Origin of the sequence: Paenibacillus sp. MER TA 81-3 (assembly GCF_023713585.1) — a bacterium.
Lineage (GTDB): Bacteria > Bacillota > Bacilli > Paenibacillales > Paenibacillaceae > Paenibacillus_B > Paenibacillus_B profundus.
On sequence record NZ_JAMAWB010000014.1, the window covers coordinates 138,770 to 155,560 of the forward strand.

General features: G+C 52.5%; 14 protein-coding genes. 12 read left to right on the forward strand and 2 right to left on the reverse strand.

The genetic code is table 11. The features are described 5' to 3' along the window. Positions 1–34 precede the first annotated feature (34 nt). The 6 genes from M3650_RS20300 (at position 35) to M3650_RS20325 (ending at position 7,614) form a co-directional block, all read left to right on the forward strand. Positions 35–1,828 carry a S9 family peptidase gene (locus M3650_RS20300; RefSeq protein WP_251577258.1) on the forward strand — a complete coding sequence of 598 codons (1,794 nt, stop codon included), beginning with the start codon at positions 35–37 and terminating at the stop codon, positions 1,826–1,828. 185 nt (positions 1,829–2,013) lie between these two features. Continuing rightward, entirely contained in the window at positions 2,014–2,589 is a 576-nt protein-coding gene (locus M3650_RS20305; protein WP_251577260.1) for a TetR/AcrR family transcriptional regulator, read from the forward strand. A gap of 141 nt (positions 2,590–2,730) precedes the next feature. Continuing rightward, positions 2,731–3,957: an MFS transporter gene (locus tag M3650_RS20310; RefSeq protein WP_251577262.1), complete on the forward strand. Its 1,227-nt coding sequence runs from the start codon at positions 2,731–2,733 to the stop codon at positions 3,955–3,957. A 179-nt stretch (positions 3,958–4,136) separates the two neighbouring features. Then, positions 4,137–6,722 carry an ATP-dependent helicase HrpB gene (hrpB, locus tag M3650_RS20315; RefSeq protein WP_251577264.1) on the forward strand — a complete coding sequence of 862 codons (2,586 nt, stop codon included), beginning with the start codon at positions 4,137–4,139 and terminating at the stop codon, positions 6,720–6,722. A 483-nt stretch (positions 6,723–7,205) separates the two neighbouring features. Continuing rightward, positions 7,206–7,373, forward strand: a complete 168-nt coding sequence (locus M3650_RS20320) for a hypothetical protein (protein WP_251577266.1) — start codon at positions 7,206–7,208, stop codon at positions 7,371–7,373. A gap of 73 nt (positions 7,374–7,446) precedes the next feature. Beyond that, a complete protein-coding gene (locus M3650_RS20325; RefSeq protein WP_251577268.1) occupies positions 7,447–7,614 on the forward strand; it encodes a hypothetical protein in 168 nt (55 codons plus the stop codon). A 149-nt stretch (positions 7,615–7,763) separates the two neighbouring features. Here M3650_RS20325 and M3650_RS20330 read toward each other — a convergent pair whose 3' ends face one another. Further along, positions 7,764–8,990, reverse strand: a complete 1,227-nt coding sequence (locus tag M3650_RS20330; RefSeq protein WP_251577270.1) for a purple acid phosphatase family protein — start codon at positions 8,988–8,990, stop codon at positions 7,764–7,766. Between the two features lie 263 nt (positions 8,991–9,253). Between M3650_RS20330 and M3650_RS20335 the strand changes: the two genes are divergently transcribed. From M3650_RS20335 to M3650_RS20365, 6 genes are all read left to right on the forward strand, one after another. Further along, entirely contained in the window at positions 9,254–9,967 is a 714-nt protein-coding gene (locus M3650_RS20335) for a polyphosphate polymerase domain-containing protein (protein WP_251577272.1), read from the forward strand. Further along, the gene (locus tag M3650_RS20340; protein WP_251577274.1) at positions 9,967–10,662 is read left to right on the forward strand and encodes a DUF4956 domain-containing protein; all 696 of its coding nucleotides are present in this window, start codon (positions 9,967–9,969) and stop codon (positions 10,660–10,662) included. Before M3650_RS20335 ends, M3650_RS20340 begins: the two co-directional genes overlap by 1 nt. A 14-nt stretch (positions 10,663–10,676) precedes the next feature. After that, entirely contained in the window at positions 10,677–12,683 is a 2,007-nt protein-coding gene (locus M3650_RS32045) for a CotH kinase family protein (RefSeq protein ID WP_285848572.1), read from the forward strand. A gap of 265 nt (positions 12,684–12,948) precedes the next feature. After that, positions 12,949–13,458, forward strand: coding sequence for a CcdC family protein (locus M3650_RS20355; protein ID WP_251577276.1), 510 nt, complete (start codon positions 12,949–12,951; stop codon positions 13,456–13,458). Between the two features lie 193 nt (positions 13,459–13,651). After that, on the forward strand, positions 13,652–15,013 hold the full coding sequence (locus tag M3650_RS20360; protein WP_251577278.1) for a radical SAM/SPASM domain-containing protein: 1,362 nt from the start codon (positions 13,652–13,654) through the stop codon (positions 15,011–15,013). Continuing rightward, positions 15,006–15,185 carry a hypothetical protein gene (locus M3650_RS20365; protein WP_233697143.1) on the forward strand — a complete coding sequence of 60 codons (180 nt, stop codon included), beginning with the start codon at positions 15,006–15,008 and terminating at the stop codon, positions 15,183–15,185. Before M3650_RS20360 ends, M3650_RS20365 begins: the two co-directional genes overlap by 8 nt. 570 nt (positions 15,186–15,755) lie before the next feature. Here M3650_RS20365 and M3650_RS20370 read toward each other — a convergent pair. After that, positions 15,756–16,733, reverse strand: coding sequence for an aromatic ring-hydroxylating oxygenase subunit alpha (locus M3650_RS20370; RefSeq protein WP_251577280.1), 978 nt, complete (start codon positions 16,731–16,733; stop codon positions 15,756–15,758). Positions 16,734–16,791: the final 58 nt, after the last annotated feature.

The following is a 16,791-nucleotide window of genomic DNA, read 5'->3' on the forward strand; positions in this document are numbered from 1 at the left end:
CCGATTAGCGATTTGGCGCAAAGGAGGAACTGATATGATACGTTTTCCGAAGCCGGATGTAGAGCAATATTTCCAGACGTATCTGATTCGGCAGTTTACAGTAAGTGCGGATGAAAGCCGCATCGTGTTCAGCAGCAATATGAACGGGCACTTTAACCTGTGGGCAGTGGATTTAAATGGGGATACTCTGTTTCCGTACCCGCTCACATATTGCAATCAAGCGAGCGATTTTATCGCCGTTGATCCGGAAGAACGCTATATTTTGACCGGATTCGATCATGACGGGAACGAGAACTATCATATCCATGCGCTTCCTCCATCCGGCGGTGCGCCGCTTGCGCTCATCGAAGCGGGCGAGAATGACAAGATGTTCTTCGTTCGTCTATCCGAAGATGGAGAGCGCATGTATTATTCGACTAGCCGCGGCAATCCCAATTTTTTGAACAGCCGCTGCTACAACTTGCTTACGCAGGAAGACGAGCTTATTCTCGAGGGGACCGGCACATTGACCGATCTCGACGACATCAGCCCGAACGGCCAGCGCTTCGTGTATGCCAAATCTTACGGCAATACATACCGCGTCAACTACGTGCGTACGGAAACGGATGATCTGTGCCTGACCCCGTCGGCCGATGCCGTTCACATTTCCGGCGATGCGTCGTTCATCGATGACGATACGATTGTGTTCCTGACAGATTATGATGCGGATTACGCTTATGTCGCGCAGTATCATATTCCGACACGCCAATTTACAGAAGTGTGCCGAATTCCGCAAGAAAGCGCCAAGATTCTGAAATGGAATAAAAAGAACCGGAGTTTGTACCTCGTTACGGAAAAAGGAGTGGAAGACCGCTTATACCTCATTCACTACGATTCCAGACAGTGTACGCAGCTGCCGCTTCCGGTTGCAGTCGTCGATCAGCTGCAGTCCGCGCGTTCTGGCAATCTGTATGTGCTAGGACGGAGCGCTTCTTCTCCGGCGAACATTTATAAATATGAGCAGGGAGCTTGGAAGTCGCTTACCCGCAACGTTGTGACGGGGCTTGCCCATGAGCAGCTCGTCGAGCCGGTCGTGGTGACGTACCGCTCTTATGACGGCATGGAGATAGAAGCGCTTCTCTTCCGGGCGAAGGAGGAGCAGGCGAACGGCTATACGATATTTTGGCCGCACGGCGGACCTCAGGCGGCGGAGCGCAAGCAATTCCGCAGCATGTTCCAATATTTCCTGGCACAGGGCTACCACGTATTCGCGCCGAACTTCCGCGGCAGCACCGGATACGGCAGCGCCTTCACGAAGATGGTGGAATGCGACTGGGGTGAAGGACCGCGCCTCGACTGCGTCGCTGCGATGGATTGGCTGTTCGAGCAGGGCATTTCGAGCAAGGAGCGCCTGTTCGTCGTCGGCGGCAGCTACGGCGGCTACATGACGCTGCTGCTTCATGGCCGGCATGCCGACTATTTCCGGGCGGCAGTCGATATTTTTGGCGTGAGCAACCTGTTCACGTTCTATAATTCTGTGCCGGATCATTGGAAGCCGCTGATGGAGCGCTGGGTCGGCGATCCGGAGCGGGACAAGGAGCGGTTTATTTACGATTCACCGATTACGTACCTGGACGGCATGACCAACCCGATGCTCGTCATTCAAGGAGCGAACGACCCGCGCGTCGTCAAGGCGGAGTCGGATCAGATTGTTCAGGCGCTCAAGGACAAGGGCCGCGATGTCGAGTATATTGTACTGGATGATGAGGGGCACGGATTCTCCAAGAAGGTAAATGAAATGCGCGTATATCGCGCCATGGTCGAGTTCTTGCAGCGGCATCACGAATAATAAACGATAGGAGAAGGGACTTTCCTGAAGGCTGATAAGCCTTAGGGGGAGTCCTTTTTTAGCTTGCAGCCAAAGCTTGTCATAAGCTATAATGCATAATACAATAACTAGGAAAACTATTAGTGTTTTATTAGTTTTGTTGACAATCCATTAACACTACCGTTTTGGAGGTGGTACTCATATCCATGCGCGAACGTATTATGAAGGCTTTTATGGAAGAGCTTCAGGACAAAGGCATCAAGTTTACGATGGACGATTTGGCTCGGAGACTGGGCATTAGCAAGCGTACGCTGTACGAGCATTTCTCTTCGAAGGCGGAAGTGCTCGATACGATTATCGAGCAGACGCTGCAAGAGGGCGACGCGAAGACGAACGAGATTATTGAGGACAAATCGTTATCTTTAATGGATAAGATGAAAGCCGTGATGACCGTTCTGCCGAATCACTTTGAACTATACGATATTCGCATCTTGGAACAGATGAAGCGCGTCTACCCGGAACAGTGGGTGAAGATTGACGAGGCGCTGAAGGATGATTGGGATACGCTTCGTGTTCTTATTGAACAAGGGATGGAAGAAGGGACGATTCGCAGGCAAAACGCGGCCTTTATTATGAAGGTCATTCTGGATGCAGTGAATTCGACTTTGGATCAGCGGTTTTTCGCGCAGCAGAACATCTCGCTGCCTGAAGCATTGGAAGCCATTGCCGATGTCATTATGTACGGACTCGTTCCGCGTGATAATGAATCGACTGAGAAATGATGCATGTGATGACGTGCTTAGCAGAGACGGCGTGCCTAGCTCTAAAAGGGCGACGGTGCCGTCTCTGCTGAGCCAATCTGATAAGAGTTGGTTCGGTGTAAGAAAACTTAAAAAAACGAAATAGTTTTAGGAGTGGGATTTATGTCGTTACTGCGACAACTGACACGTACGCAGTGGGTTGGCCTTGTATTGGTTATTAGTATTTTGTTCGTTGACATGTTGCTGTACAGCTTATTCATTCCTGTCGTACCTTATTTCACGGAACAATACCAGATGTCTTCAACGACGCTGGGTATTTTATTCGGAAGCTATGCGGCGGCGTTGTTCTTGACCACGCCGATATTCGGTCGTATTACCGATCGTCTTGGGCGGCGCAAGACGATTATTTTGGGACTCATCTGCATGGTTGCTGCCACGCTGTTGTTCGTCTTCTCTCAGACGACAATGACGCTCATCTTGGCCCGTTTCATTCAGGGTCTGGCAGCGGCAGCGTCCTGGACGGCGGCATTGGCCTTGCTGGCGGATCTGTTCCCGGGCCCGATGCGCGGAGCGGTCATGGGGATTGCCATGACTGGCATTTCCTCCGGTTCCTTGCTCGGCGCTCCCATCGGAGGCTGGCTGTTCGAAGTGGGGGACCATCATACGCCGTTCTGGTTTGCAATGGGATTAACGACGCTTATCTCTATATTAGTCTTTGTTCTGCTGCGTGAGCCGAAGCGGATGGACCGCTCTAAGGAAGGGGGAACCTTTTCTCTCCTGCGCCATCGCACCGTGCTGTTCATTGCATGCGTCATTCTATTGGCGGAGACAACATTGACGATGCTTGAGCCGCTTCTTCCCGTGTATGTGACGGAACGGTTCCAGCTCTCCCCGCTGACGCTTGGCCTGCTCTTCGGTGCGATGACCTTATGCTACGGCCTGATCGCGCCGATTTCCGGTTCGCTTGCCGTGCGTTATAATCCGTTCCGGCTCATGTTGTTCGGCCTGGCCGGATTGGCAATCACCCTGCCGCTTATCGTCATGGCGAGCACCGTGCCGCTTATGATGCTTGCAGGATGCCTTATCGGTGCGGCGGTCGGCTTCACGTTATCGCCGACGCTGCCAACGCTCGGCAGTATTGTCGACAAAGATGACGCGGGCGGAGATTACGGTGCTGCGTACGCGCTGTTCAATATGATACATGCCGTCGGCATGATGCTTGGTCCTGTCGTAAGTGGGGTATTGACCGATACACTGTCTGTCACCGCTTCGCTTGTCGTCGTCAGTAGCGTCATCCTTGCGGTCATGATTAGCTTCTCTGTATTGATGCGCCGTCATCCGAGCACCTACTCGCTTGGTATGCAAGCCAAGGTAGGAACGCAATCTTAACATCGCTCTCTGACCAAGCTGCCAGACCTTCTGGCTAGATGCCGCTCTTTGGAGCGGCTTTCTTGCATTTTGTGAGCTGCGAGCTATCTGTCGCTACTGGAATTACAAAGCTATCTTGTCTATGATGGACAGGGGTATAATGGACAAAAGTGCAGTTTTCTATGGTTGGAGTGATTGTGATGCAGACGCATTTACCTATAGATGAAGTGCTGCCGGCACTGAAGCAGGCGATGTCGGAGCGCACAGGGGCGGTTCTTGTGGCCGAGCCGGGCGCAGGGAAGACGACGCGAGTGCCGCTTGCGCTGCTGGAGGAGCCGTGGCTGCAAGGACAGCGGATCCTGATGCTTGAGCCAAGGCGTATCGCTGCGCGTTCGGCGGCCCGTTTTATGGCGCAAGCGCTGGGCGAGAACGTCGGGGACACGGTCGGTTACCGCGTGCGCTTGGATACGCAGGTTAGCGCCAAAACCCGAGTAGAAGTCATTACGGAAGGGATTTTGACGCGTATGCTTCAGGACGACCCTTCACTAGATGGGGTCGGTCTCCTTATTTTCGACGAATTCCACGAGCGTCATTTGCATGCGGATCTAGGGCTTGCGCTCGCAATTGAATCACAGGCAGTACTGCGTGACGATCTCCGCATTTTGGTTATGTCGGCTACATTGGAAGCGGAACCTGTATCCGACATGCTGGGTGGAGCGCCGATTGTAGAAAGCCGTGGGCGCAGTTACCCGGTAGAAACGCATTATTTAACCCGTCGGGACGATGCCCGTTTGGAGCAGAAGGCTGTGCGTGCCGTCATGATGGCCCTTTCCCGCCATGACGGCGATGTTATGGTATTTCTGCCGGGAGCGGGTGAGATCCGGCGTGTAGAAGAGGCGCTGTCTGAGGCGCTGCGGGCGCAATCGCCAGGGGCGCAGGTAAATATTACACCGCTATTTGGGCAGCTCTCGCCACAGGCGCAAGACGCAGCGATCGCTCCAAGCCGAAAAGGCAGCCGCAAGGTAGTGCTTGCCACCGCGATCGCGGAGACGAGCTTGACCGTGGAAGGCGTTCGCGTCGTTGTCGACAGCGGCCTGATGCGGGTGCCGCGCTTCTCGCCCCGAACGGGGATGACTCGGCTGGAGACGGTGTCTGTCTCCAGGTCATCCGCGGATCAGCGGCGTGGGCGGGCGGGGCGTCTGGGCCCCGGCGTCTGCTACCGGCTCTGGACGGAGCAGGATCATGCACAGCTTCCAGCGCATGGCACACCGGAGCTGCTTGACGCCGACTTGACGCCGCTGGCGTTGGAGCTTGCGGTGTGGGGTGCCGAAGCCGCTGAACTGCAGTGGCTGACGCCGCCGCCGGTCCCGGCGCTGAATCAGGCTGCAGAGCTGCTGCAGCAGCTCGGGGCATTGACTGCTGCCGGGGCGCTCACGCCGCACGGCCGCACACTGGCCCGTTCCGGCCTGCACCCACGGTTCGCGCATATGATCGTGCAGGCCGTGCCGCTCGGGCTGGGGCAGACGGCATGCCAGCTGGCCGCGCTGCTTGGTGAGCGCGACATCGTTCGCAGCGGCCCCGGTGCTGGGCCGCCGGACCCGGATGTGCGGCTTCGCATGGAGGTGCTCATTCCCGCCGCGGGCGGAAAGCAGCGCCTCGCCGGGCGAGTGGAGCAGATGGATACAGCAGCGATTCACCGCATACGTGAGCAGGCGGAGCAGTATATGCGTGTTTTTGGGATTGGCACTTGGAAGCAAATTTGCACCGATCCGGTACAGATGTCCAGACCGGAGGCCGTTCAGGATGAAGCACAGGCGTGGAGTCTGCTGGCCGCGTTCGCTTATCCAGACCGAATAGCCGAGCGGCGCGCGGACGGGCGCTATCTGCTGCGGAACGGGCGCGGTGCGGCATTCTCGCAAGCAGCGGCTGCGAATTCTCTATTGGCGCAGTCCCCTTACTTGGTCGCGTTGCACCTGGACGATCAGGGCGCTGACAGCCGCATCCTGCTTGCGACGCCGCTAGAGCGCTCCACGCTGGAACAGCACTTCGCCGCTGACATGACGCGCGAAGCGCACATCGCGTGGGACCGGACGACGAAGTCCGTTCGTGCCCGCGAGCGTGTTCGTCTTGGTGCGCTCATGCTCAAAGACGCACAGCACCCCGCGCCAGACGCGGAGGCTGTGCTGCGCGCCCTTCAGCAGGGCATCGCCGAAGAGGGGCTTGCCCTGCTGCCATGGACGAAGCACGCGCGTCAGTTGCAGGCGCGGCTTCAATTCATGCATGGGCATTGGCCGGATTGGCCCGATGCCCGTGACGAGACCCTCCTCGCGACGCTGGAGGAGTGGCTCAGCCCACATGTCTACGGCATGAAGAGCCGTGACGATCTGCAGAAGCTGAACGTCAGCGCCGTGCTCGAATCCATGCTGCCCTGGGACATGCGGCAGCAGCTTGAGCAAGAGGCGCCTACGCATCTTGCCGTGCCGAGCGGATCACGCATCGCGATTGATTATAGCGATCCAGAGCGGCCCGTATTGGCCGTTCGACTGCAGGAAGTATTCGGCCTGAAGGAGACGCCGCGCATCGCGATGGGCAAGGTGCCGCTGACGCTGCATCTGCTCTCGCCGGCACAGCGCCCGGTGCAGGTGACGCAGGACTTGGCAAGCTTCTGGCAGACGACGTACTTTGATGTCAAAAAGGACTTAAAAGGACGATACCCAAAGCACTATTGGCCGGATGACCCGCATGAAGCGGTAGCGACGCGCCGAACGAGGCCTCAAGGACAGTAGGCGATCGGCTGATAGTGTTGAGACGAGAGAAGCATTTCAGTAGATACAATATGCCATCACTGATCCATGTTTGAAGGGACAGAACCGTCAGAACTTATGGTCTGACGATCTGTCTTTTTTTAGTGGTGTTGGTATGGTCTCTCCCCAATGCTCAGGAACGTTACTAATTGAGAGGCAAGTGCTCTAACTTATGAAGCAACACTTTAGGAAAAGTGCACTTTTTGAACAATCATATGATTTGTTGAACGACCCCCTGGATTTTATATTTAATTTTTGCCTCGGTGAACTGCTGGCTATTATGCCCTTAGCTCCACTCTCCCCAACGTTCAGAAATACTTCACCATGTGAGCCAACCAATTCTCTGTCTTTTCTCGCAATGCAGATTACTAATCTCACGATTTTTGTCCGTTATCTTTTCTAATTCACCGGGAGAGCAGCAAAAAGGAACACTCACTTGCCGGTATATCATGATTGAAGGGGAGAGTGAGCGGAAGAGTAGAGATGAACCCCGTGGCAGGACAGGTTCTGACTGAAGGAGAGAGCGAGCAGAAGAGTAGAGGTGAACCCCGTGGCAGGCCAGATGTTCTGACTGAAGGGGAGAATGAGCAGAAGAATAAAGTGAGCAACACCGTCCCCGGCCAGATGTCCTGACTTAGGGGGAGAACGAGCAGAAGGGTGAAGTCGCGAACACCATCGCAGGCAGTTGCTCTGACTGAAGGGGAGAGTGAACAGAAGAGTAAAGGTGAACCCCGTGGCAGGACAGGTTCTGACTGAAGGGGAGAGCGAGCAGAAGAGTAGAGGTGAACCCCGTGGCAGGCCAGATGTTCTGACTGAAGGGGAGAATGAGCAGAAGAGTAAAGTGAGCAACACCGTCCCCGGCCAGATGTCCTGACTTAGGGGGAGAACGAGCAGAAGGGTGAAGTCGCGAACACCATCGCAGGCAGTTGCTCTGACTGAAGGGGAGAGCGAGCATCGGAGTTAGAGAGGCGAACTTGGTCGCCTCGGCTTTTTCAAGTGGGATGTCATCTTGTTGGCTGCAGTTTAATGCTTGAGCACGAACTCGTCCAGCTTCGTTCCGTCAATATCGTATGCTTGGTAGGTCAGGGTGTCGCCATTGATGCGAATGCCCGCGAACATTTGCTTGTCAGGCTGAAAATGGACTTGATGATAATATTTATCCTTCTTCTTCACATTTAATTTTGCTCCTGAAGCATTGGTCACGACATAGACCGTTCCTTTTCCTTCTGCAACGATTTGGTCGTCTTTCAAAGGATACGATCGAGAATATTCATGGTTATGTCCTTGCAGCACCAGATCGACGCCGAACTCGTCGAACACGGGAACCCATCGCTTAAGTATGGATTTATCCTGATTGCCGCCGTACGGACCGCGATGCAGAGCTACGATAATCCACGGCTTATCTGTGGCAGATAAATCTTGGCGCAGCCATTTGGTTTGCCCTTTTATATTCGATTCTGTATTTAAAAAAACGGAATGGACGGGCCCGTAATCGAACGAGTAGGTTGTCCCTGGAATAGAGCCGTCTGCCCCATTGTCAGGAACGTTGAAATGCGATACATAACGGTCCGCATTCTCGTCTACTTCGTCGTGATTGCCTGTCGCCGGCATGAGAGGGAACCGCGTCAGCCACGCTTTCGCTTCCTTGAAAAAATAGTCCCACCCCGATTCATCCTCGGGATTCTCTGTCAGATCGCCGTTATGCACGATAAACTGCGCATCTGGAAACTTCCCGAACGCCTGATTTAATGTATGTCCCCAAAGTTTGAAATCGCTGTCCGTCACACCTTGAGAATCGGTAACGTTAATGAAGGTGAAATCGGTCAATCCTTCCGCTTCGGTCGTGAACGTGGCTGGTTCACTCCATCCGTCAGGATCGCCGTTTCCGACGCGATACGTATAGTCGGTTCCCGACTCAAGATTATCCGCATTTGCTTTATGAACCCCTTGAAGAGGACCCTTGCCAATATCTATTGTAGTCGTCGTCCCCTTTATCGTAATAACCTGTTGCCCCTCTAATGCTTCGGGGTGCGTCCCTTTGGCTATTTGTAAGATGGCTGCCGTATCGGGGTTGTTCGTATGCCACGTGAAGGACCGGCTCGTGCGTGGATCGCCCTTGAACGTGGTCACAAGCGACTTAGGCTTCACCGAAGCGGCTTCCTCCGCCTGCAACAATTCTGAGTCGCAAGCTGCTGCAATGAACATGATTAGCATCGCTCCGAGTACCCAAATTCTCTTTTTTCCACCCATGCTCCTCGCTCCTCTCATTTAAAAATGCTGTTCTCTTTATCAAATCGTAACGGTGCACTTTATTCAACCCCAAAATGAAATATGCTGAAAACTTTCAGTTTGCATTCAGGTTCTATTCAGGCGAAAAATTAGTTGCGCACTGTAAAGTGTTTGTAAAGCAGCAAGTGCAACAAGTATGTACCTATGCCCCGAACACCATTGTACTTTGCGTACCAGGCCTCGCCCATGCGGAATTATCCATTTAGCAGAAAGAGGTGTATCCATTGAATCCGTCATTAAAATTCCGTCACGAATTAAAATATCACATGAACCATCATCAGTATCACATCATCCGTCAACAGTTGATCAATGTGCTGCAAAGGGACAAGCATGCTGAAGTGAGTGGCGAGTATCATATCCGCAGCCTCTATTTCGATGATATCGACAACAAAGCGCTGCATGAGAAGCTGGGCGGAGTCCGGGATCGGGAGAAATATCGGATCCGGATTTACAACTTCTCGGATCGTGTCATTCACTTGGAGAAAAAAATCAAATTTAACGATTACATTGCCAAAGTGAAAGAACCGCTAACCAGAGAAATGGTGGACTCCATCTTGGCAGGACATTACGAGGTGTTCAACATTCCGGAAAGACCGCTGCTGTTTGAGGTATACCGCGAGATAAAGAACAGGCTGCTAAGACCCAAAGTTATCGTCGATTACGTGCGTGAGGCGTATGTATCCAGGGAGGGAAATGTAAGAATTACGTTCGACAAGCATCTAAAAACAGGATTAAACGCCATCCACATTTTCAACCCAGACTTGAACACGATTGATGCCTATGATAACAATGCCATCGTATTCGAGGTAAAGTATGACGAATTTCTGCCTGAATACATTCGAACCGCAATTCAGACCGAAGGATTGATTCGGCAATCTAACTCAAAGTATGTGATTTGCCGCAAATATTTAAAATTCAACACATGGGAGGATCAATAATGGATCAGAATACATCGACCAACTTCTCCGATCTTATCAAAAAATCGGTGCTTGAAAATTTCAACTCGGACATTAGTATCGTCACCATTTTGCTGACGATGTCTATCGCATTCGTCATCGGGCTCTTTATTTATTTGTTATATAAGCGGGTGTTCAGCGGCGTGCTGTATTCCAAGAGCTTTAACGTATCGCTGATTGGCATGACCTTGATAACCGCACTTGTCATCATCGCGATAAATTCTAACTTGGTGCTGTCGCTAGGGATGGTAGGCGCATTGAGTATCGTCCGCTTTCGAACGCCGATTAAGGATCCTACGGATCTGATATTCCTGTTCTGGGCGGCCGTGGCTGGCATTGTCACTGGTGCGGGATTTTATACACTGGCCGTTGTCGGCTCCGTTATTGTTGGCATGGTGTTATTTATTTTCATTAAAAGTGCTTCTTTTGAGACGCCTTATCTGCTCGTAGTCAACTGCGATTCTGCTGAAAGTGAACAGGCTATCCTGCAGAAGCTTAATTCGCTGGTCAAACGTTTTAACGTGAAGCAAAAAACGGTCACGGACTCTGGCGTCGAAATGACAGTGGAGGTTCGCTTGGGTCAGGATGATCCGCGTTTCGTTAATGAAATTACGAAGCTATCTGGAGTGAGCAATGCTGTGTTAATCAGCTACAGCGGCGATTATGTATCTCAATGACAGGAGGTGGGAACATGAGATTCAAATCCGCCTTACCAATTATTTTGTGCGCAGGCGTTGCACTGCTCATCATTATCACAGCCGGAATGATGACCTTTTTTAAGGATGGAGCAATGGAAGTTATGGACAGTCCTTCTTCATCCGATAAAATCGCCGAGATCAATCAAAATGTATTTCCAAAGGATAAAGTCGTCGACGTGAAAATTACATTAGACGAAGATGATTTTCAAGATATGCTGGACAATGCCTCGGCGGAAGAGATGAAGATAGCTGCTGTCGATTATAACGGTATTCATCTCGACAATGTGGGCATAAGGACCAAAGGAAATCTGAGCTTAAGAAGCGTGGTCAACTCCGATTCTGACAGATACAGCTTTAAGCTGTCGTTCGACGAATATATATCGAATCAGACATTGTACGGTATCAGCAAAATTAACTTAAACAACAATTACAGTGATGCCTCTTATATGAAGGAATTTCTAACCTATGAGCTTGCTGAGGAAATGGGGCTGCCCACGCCTGGATTCTCCTTCGTAAATGTATATGTGAATGGGGAACTGAGAGGGTGTTATTTGTCGGTGGAACAAGTGGGTGACGCGTATCTGGAACGGAATTTCGGCAATACGTACGGGGCTCTGTACAAAGCAGAGTTCAACGGCAGCGGAACCGAATTGTCGTGGTTGGGTGATAATGCCGCTTCCTATTCCGGGCTTGTATTAAAATCCAAAGCTTCTAACGGCAAAGCTTTAATCGACATGCTAAATGAACTGAACAACGGCTCCGATTATGAACAGGTGCTCGATGTGGAGGAAGTGCTGAAATACATCGCTCTCAATGTGGTTACCGTCAATTGGGACAGTTACCTTGGATCCAACAAACAAAACTATTACTTGTATGAAAATGACGGTGTTTTTTCGATCCTGCCATGGGACTATAATATGGCTTTCGGGGGAGGACCGGGAAGGGCGAGTGTGCTGATAGACGAGCCTACTCAAGGCGCTCTGTCAGAACGGCCGCTTATCGCGAAGCTTCTCGCCGTAGATGAATACAAGGATATGTATCATGAAATAATCCGCACTTCGATCGAGGGGTATCTGTCTTCCGAGTCATTTGCGGCGCGGGTACAGCAAGTAGCGGACATGATATCTGCCAGTGTCGAACAGGATCCGACTGCTTTCTACACATTTGAGCAGCATCAAAAAGCTGTAGAGCAGTTGACTGATACAAATGCCAGCACGGTCGAAAATATCGCACAGCAGCTTGACGGTACAGTTGCATCCTCTGGCGACGGGAGTGGAAGCGGCGGTGGCTTCGGCGGTCCGGGAGGAGGCAGAGGAGAACGAATGCCGGGAATGAATAACGCTGGCAATAACGATGCTGCCGCAGTTGGGGAGGCAATTGCCCAGAACGGCCGGAATGATCAAGCAAATAAAGGAAACAACGCTGCTCAGAATAATCAGAGCGCTGGCGCTCCAAACGGCCAGGCTGAGCAAGTGGTGCCGGAGGGCGCCAATGGATTGGGCAATGGGCAAGGTGGAATGGAGCCACCCGGCGGATTCCTAGGTGGAGCGGGAGTCGCCGCTGGTACTGGTAGAGGTCAAGGTGGAGCGGGAGGAGCCGATGGTACTGGTGGAGGTCAAGGTGGAGCGGGAGGAGCCGATGGTACTGGTGGAGGTCAAGGTAGAGCGGGAGGCGCCGATGGCACTGGTGGAGGCCAAGGCGGAGCGGGAGGAGCCGACGGTACTGGTGGAGGCCAAGGCGGAGCGGGAGGAGCCGACGGTACTGGTGGAGGTCAGGACAGAGCGGGAGGAGCCGACGGTACTGGTGGAGGCCAAGGCGGACCAGGAGGAGCCGGCGGCTTTGGCGGAGGTCCGGGCGGCAGACCTGACGGGATGCCACCCGGACAAGGCGGCAGCACGACGCAAGGCAGCATGCAGGAAGCCGTTACGACTGTCGTCTCTTTGGCGGTGCTTGGCCTGGCTTGCGTAATTGTGACCCGCTACAAAAGAAAGCGGATATAACCTTATCATTTTGTGAAGCGGCGATCACTCCCGGTTTAATCGGAGAGAGGTCGTCTTCTTTTTTAGGATACGATTCTTGTGTGTTCCTCGTGTGAGAAATTAGTTGGCATCTCTATTCTGGATGATATTGGATCTGCGAAAGTGTTGAGCACAGGCGAACCTTTTGTAAGAAAGGACATAATCATGTAAAATAAATCATAGTCAAAAGATTACAAGACGTGCCTATCGATTATTTTTATTATTTAACATACCGAGGTGAATTGCCATGTCACAAGCCATGGTGTCGTCGCAGCTTCTATCGTTAATTGTTTCGCTGTTTGCTGGAACGGCCGTCATTGTGCTGCGTTTGCGCGCATCCAATAAGCCGACGTCCGCCAAGAAAATCATTATACCGCCTATAGGAATGGCTACCGGCTTTTTAATGTTTGTCGTTCCAGCGATGCGCATTCCGTGGACGTGGGGAATTGCCGCTTTTCTAGTCGGTGCGATCTGCTTCTCGTACCCGCTGATACGCACTTCCAAGTTCGAGATGAACGGCGGCGAGATATATTTGAAACGTTCCAACATGTTTATCATTGTGATTATTGCCTTATTGATTTTACGGCTCATTTTGCATGATGTGGTGGAACAGCACGTGTCTATCTCGCAAAGCGCCTCCATCTTCTTCATCCTTGCGTTCGGTATGCTGCTCCCATGGCGTGCAGCCATGCTGATGCAGTTCCAGAAGCTGACGAGAGGAAATGAGGCGGACAGTGCCAGCATCAAGTTGAAATAGCGCGAGCGCGTGTTCGGAACCCGGCTTCTTCATACGAAGAGGCTCAGGGTTCTTTTTTGTGCTTGCCTATCGAGTATGCGTGCATTGATTCACAAGAAACGTGACCGGTGTCATTGTGAGCCGCCTCGTATCACGGCATGATATATAGTTGTCGATACTACAGATCTAGACAGAACAAGTGAGGGAACGTTTGATGAATCAAGAAGTGAAACAATGGCGCCCGTCGCGCTTCAATGCGCAAACGCAAGTGGATGATGGGGGTCTCGTACTATACAATAGCTACTCTGGTGCCCTAGCTTCTTTCTCGCCAGAAGAGCGGGAGCGCGTGTTAGGGTGGCTGCGGCCGAACCAGTCGGCGCATCATTCGGAGGATGGGCTGCATGGCCAACTGATCGAGCATGGATTTCTCGTGCAGGCGGACATGGACGAGCTGCGCCGGGCCGAGTTCCTTCATCACGCGATGCACCAGTTGGATTCGATGCATTTAGTGCTGCTCGTGACGGAGGCATGCAATTTCCGCTGCCATTACTGCTATGAATCTTTTCCGCGCGGCCGAATGCACGAAGAGGTCATTGCCGGTCTGGAAGCATATATCGAGCAGCGTGCGAAGACGCTTAATCTGCTGACGATTAGTTGGCATGGAGGCGAGCCGCTATTAGTTCCGCAAATTATTGAGCAGCTGTCCAAGTCGTTTATATTGACGTGTGAAAAGTATGGCGTGACTTACAACGCGGAAATGTCGACCAACGGCTATTTCTTGACGCGGGAACGGTTCGAGCAGCTCCTCGACTGGCGTGTGGAACGCCTGATGGTTACGCTGGACGGGCCGGAGGAGGCGCATGATGCGCGCCGCGGCCTGCATGGCGGGGGCGGAACGTATCAGCGGATTGTCGACAATCTGCTGTCACTCAAGTCCGTGGAACGGCCGTTCGAGATCAATTTGCGGGTCAATTTCGACAACAGCAACTTGGAGGCGGTCGACCGGTTCATTCCGATGCTGCGCGATTTGTTCGCGGACGATCAACGCTTTAAAGTGTATTTTCGTCCGGTCGGCTGCATGGGCGGCGAGAACGATCTTACGCTGCCGGTCTGCGATGATCGGACTAAGGATAAGAAGATTTGGGAATTCAACGAGCGGGCGATAGAAGAAGGCTTGAACGTAAGTTCCTTCATCTCTGACATTTTGCTGCCGACCGGGGCGGTCTGCTACGCGGCGAAGCCGAACTCGATGATTGTCGGTTCGGACGGCAAGCTGTACAAATGCTCTGTCGCCATCGACCAAGTGAACAATCAACTCGGTCGCATTCATGCAGATGGCCAACTGGAGTTGGATATGGACAAGCTGGCGTTGTGGACGACGTCTGGAGAAGAAACGGATGAGAAGTGTCGGGCTTGCTTCTTCCGCCCGGCATGCCAAGGCAATCACTGTCCGCTCTATCGGATGCGTTCGGGCAACCGTCCTTGTTCCTACGAGAAGCGCCAAATTAAGAAGGTGCTGCGCACGATTTGGCTGCAGACGCAGGCCGAGGAAGCGGCAGCGGCGGTGGATGTATAGAACGAATTGCACAGAGCGAATGCGGCCGTTCTGCTCTAGCGAGGCTGAATGTACGTACCGCTCCACTCATTGCAAGGAGGTGACAGGCATGAAAATTATCCGTCCCGCAGCGCAAGCTGCATGCGTGAAGACCGGACGCGTATCCAAATCGGTACCGGGCAACTTGAGTTAATCTTAGGAGTAAGTTGGCGGCACTATAGCCGTGCGCTAGGCTCATCGGCTCCCGCGAGGGAAGCCGATGAGTGTTTAGCCGTAATTTTTCATAGAATGAATGATCATGACCGTCACATGTCCCTTACTATACTCCATATTGCTCAGGTTGGATGACATCTTAGTAACTAGTTATTTACTTGCTCATCCATTGGATTGTTTCCAGTGAAACAGCAGCGTGTATCCCTTTATGGCAGGTTTCATTGGAATTCTTCCAATGATTCGACACTCCATCCTCACTAATGGCTGAAAAACAGCCGGATCCATTGGATAAATTACAGTCTACATGCCGTTTAGCCGCCGAGTCCGTACATTTCAATGTATATTTTCCAATGGAACTTACTCCGGGCTCCACCGCGGAACAGAAAAAGCGAGTGCTGCGTCTCCACGAAAACCCGCTGCGGAATTCATCCGTTATATGGGGTAAAGGCTGAATGTCGGTACCCTGCTGGAGACGAAGTCGATCACATTGAATGCAAAAAAGCCTGGGCACCTTTCCAGGCCCCAGACTTAGTGATCGGTCATCGCTGTCTCAGGCCGTTCCCCAGACGACGCCGAGCTCCTTCAGATATTGGCGGTAGGCAATGCTGACACGGTCGCATTTGAGCGACAGCTCCACCTGCAGGTCAAGCGGCAAATCCTCTGGCTTCTGATTCTCAACCACTGGCTTGTCCTGCGCGAAAATCATATCCTGGAAGCTCGTTATTTCCTCATCAGCCATGCCGGTATCGTAATTGAAAGAGAGCACTCCATATGCAATTGAGGTGTCCGCATCCTTCGGCTGCACCGTCAGCACGATGGACATGAGATGATCGGTCTCGTTGTCGCGCTTCGTGAATTTCACCGTTAACGGACGTGCGATCTCATAAGTGTAATACACGTGCTTCGCTTGCCCCGAACCATCCGGATCTGGCTGGAATATAGCGATTTCCTCGGAACGGATGCCTTCCGGTACGCGGTGTACACGATAATCTCCGATTTCCGTATGCGTTTCAACCCCCAAATAGCCTTCATGGACGATAGCCAGATGGCCGACATCCAAGAAGTTCTCGACGATGCGCGGTGGCTTCGCCGCCACGGTCTGCGGTCCCCAGATGACGTTGCGCCATCCGGCGGCACCGTATTCCGGGAATGGGAACCATGGCGCGTCCGCTTGGCCAAGGTTGACCCAAATGAAGCCATAACGTTCTTCACACCCGTATGTGATTGCATGCGCTTTGGTAGGAATAGCCTGCTCTTTCGGGAGCTGCGGAATGCTTACGCAGGCGCCGGAAGCGTCGAATTCCCATGCATGGTAGGCACAGACCAGCTTTCCATCCTTTACGCAGCCTTGCGACAGCGCCGCACCACGATGCACACACAAATCTTTAAAGGCATGCACCCCTTCTTCTACGCGGAACAAGACGACACGTTCTCCCATAATGAGCACCTGCATCGGCTTCTCCTGAAGGTCCTGAGCACGGCAGGCCACTATCCATTCATTGTGCAATACGGCGTCGTTGACGATCATGATTTCATTAGTCCCCTTTATATGGAAGTATATACTCTAAATGATTTCTTAACTGGCA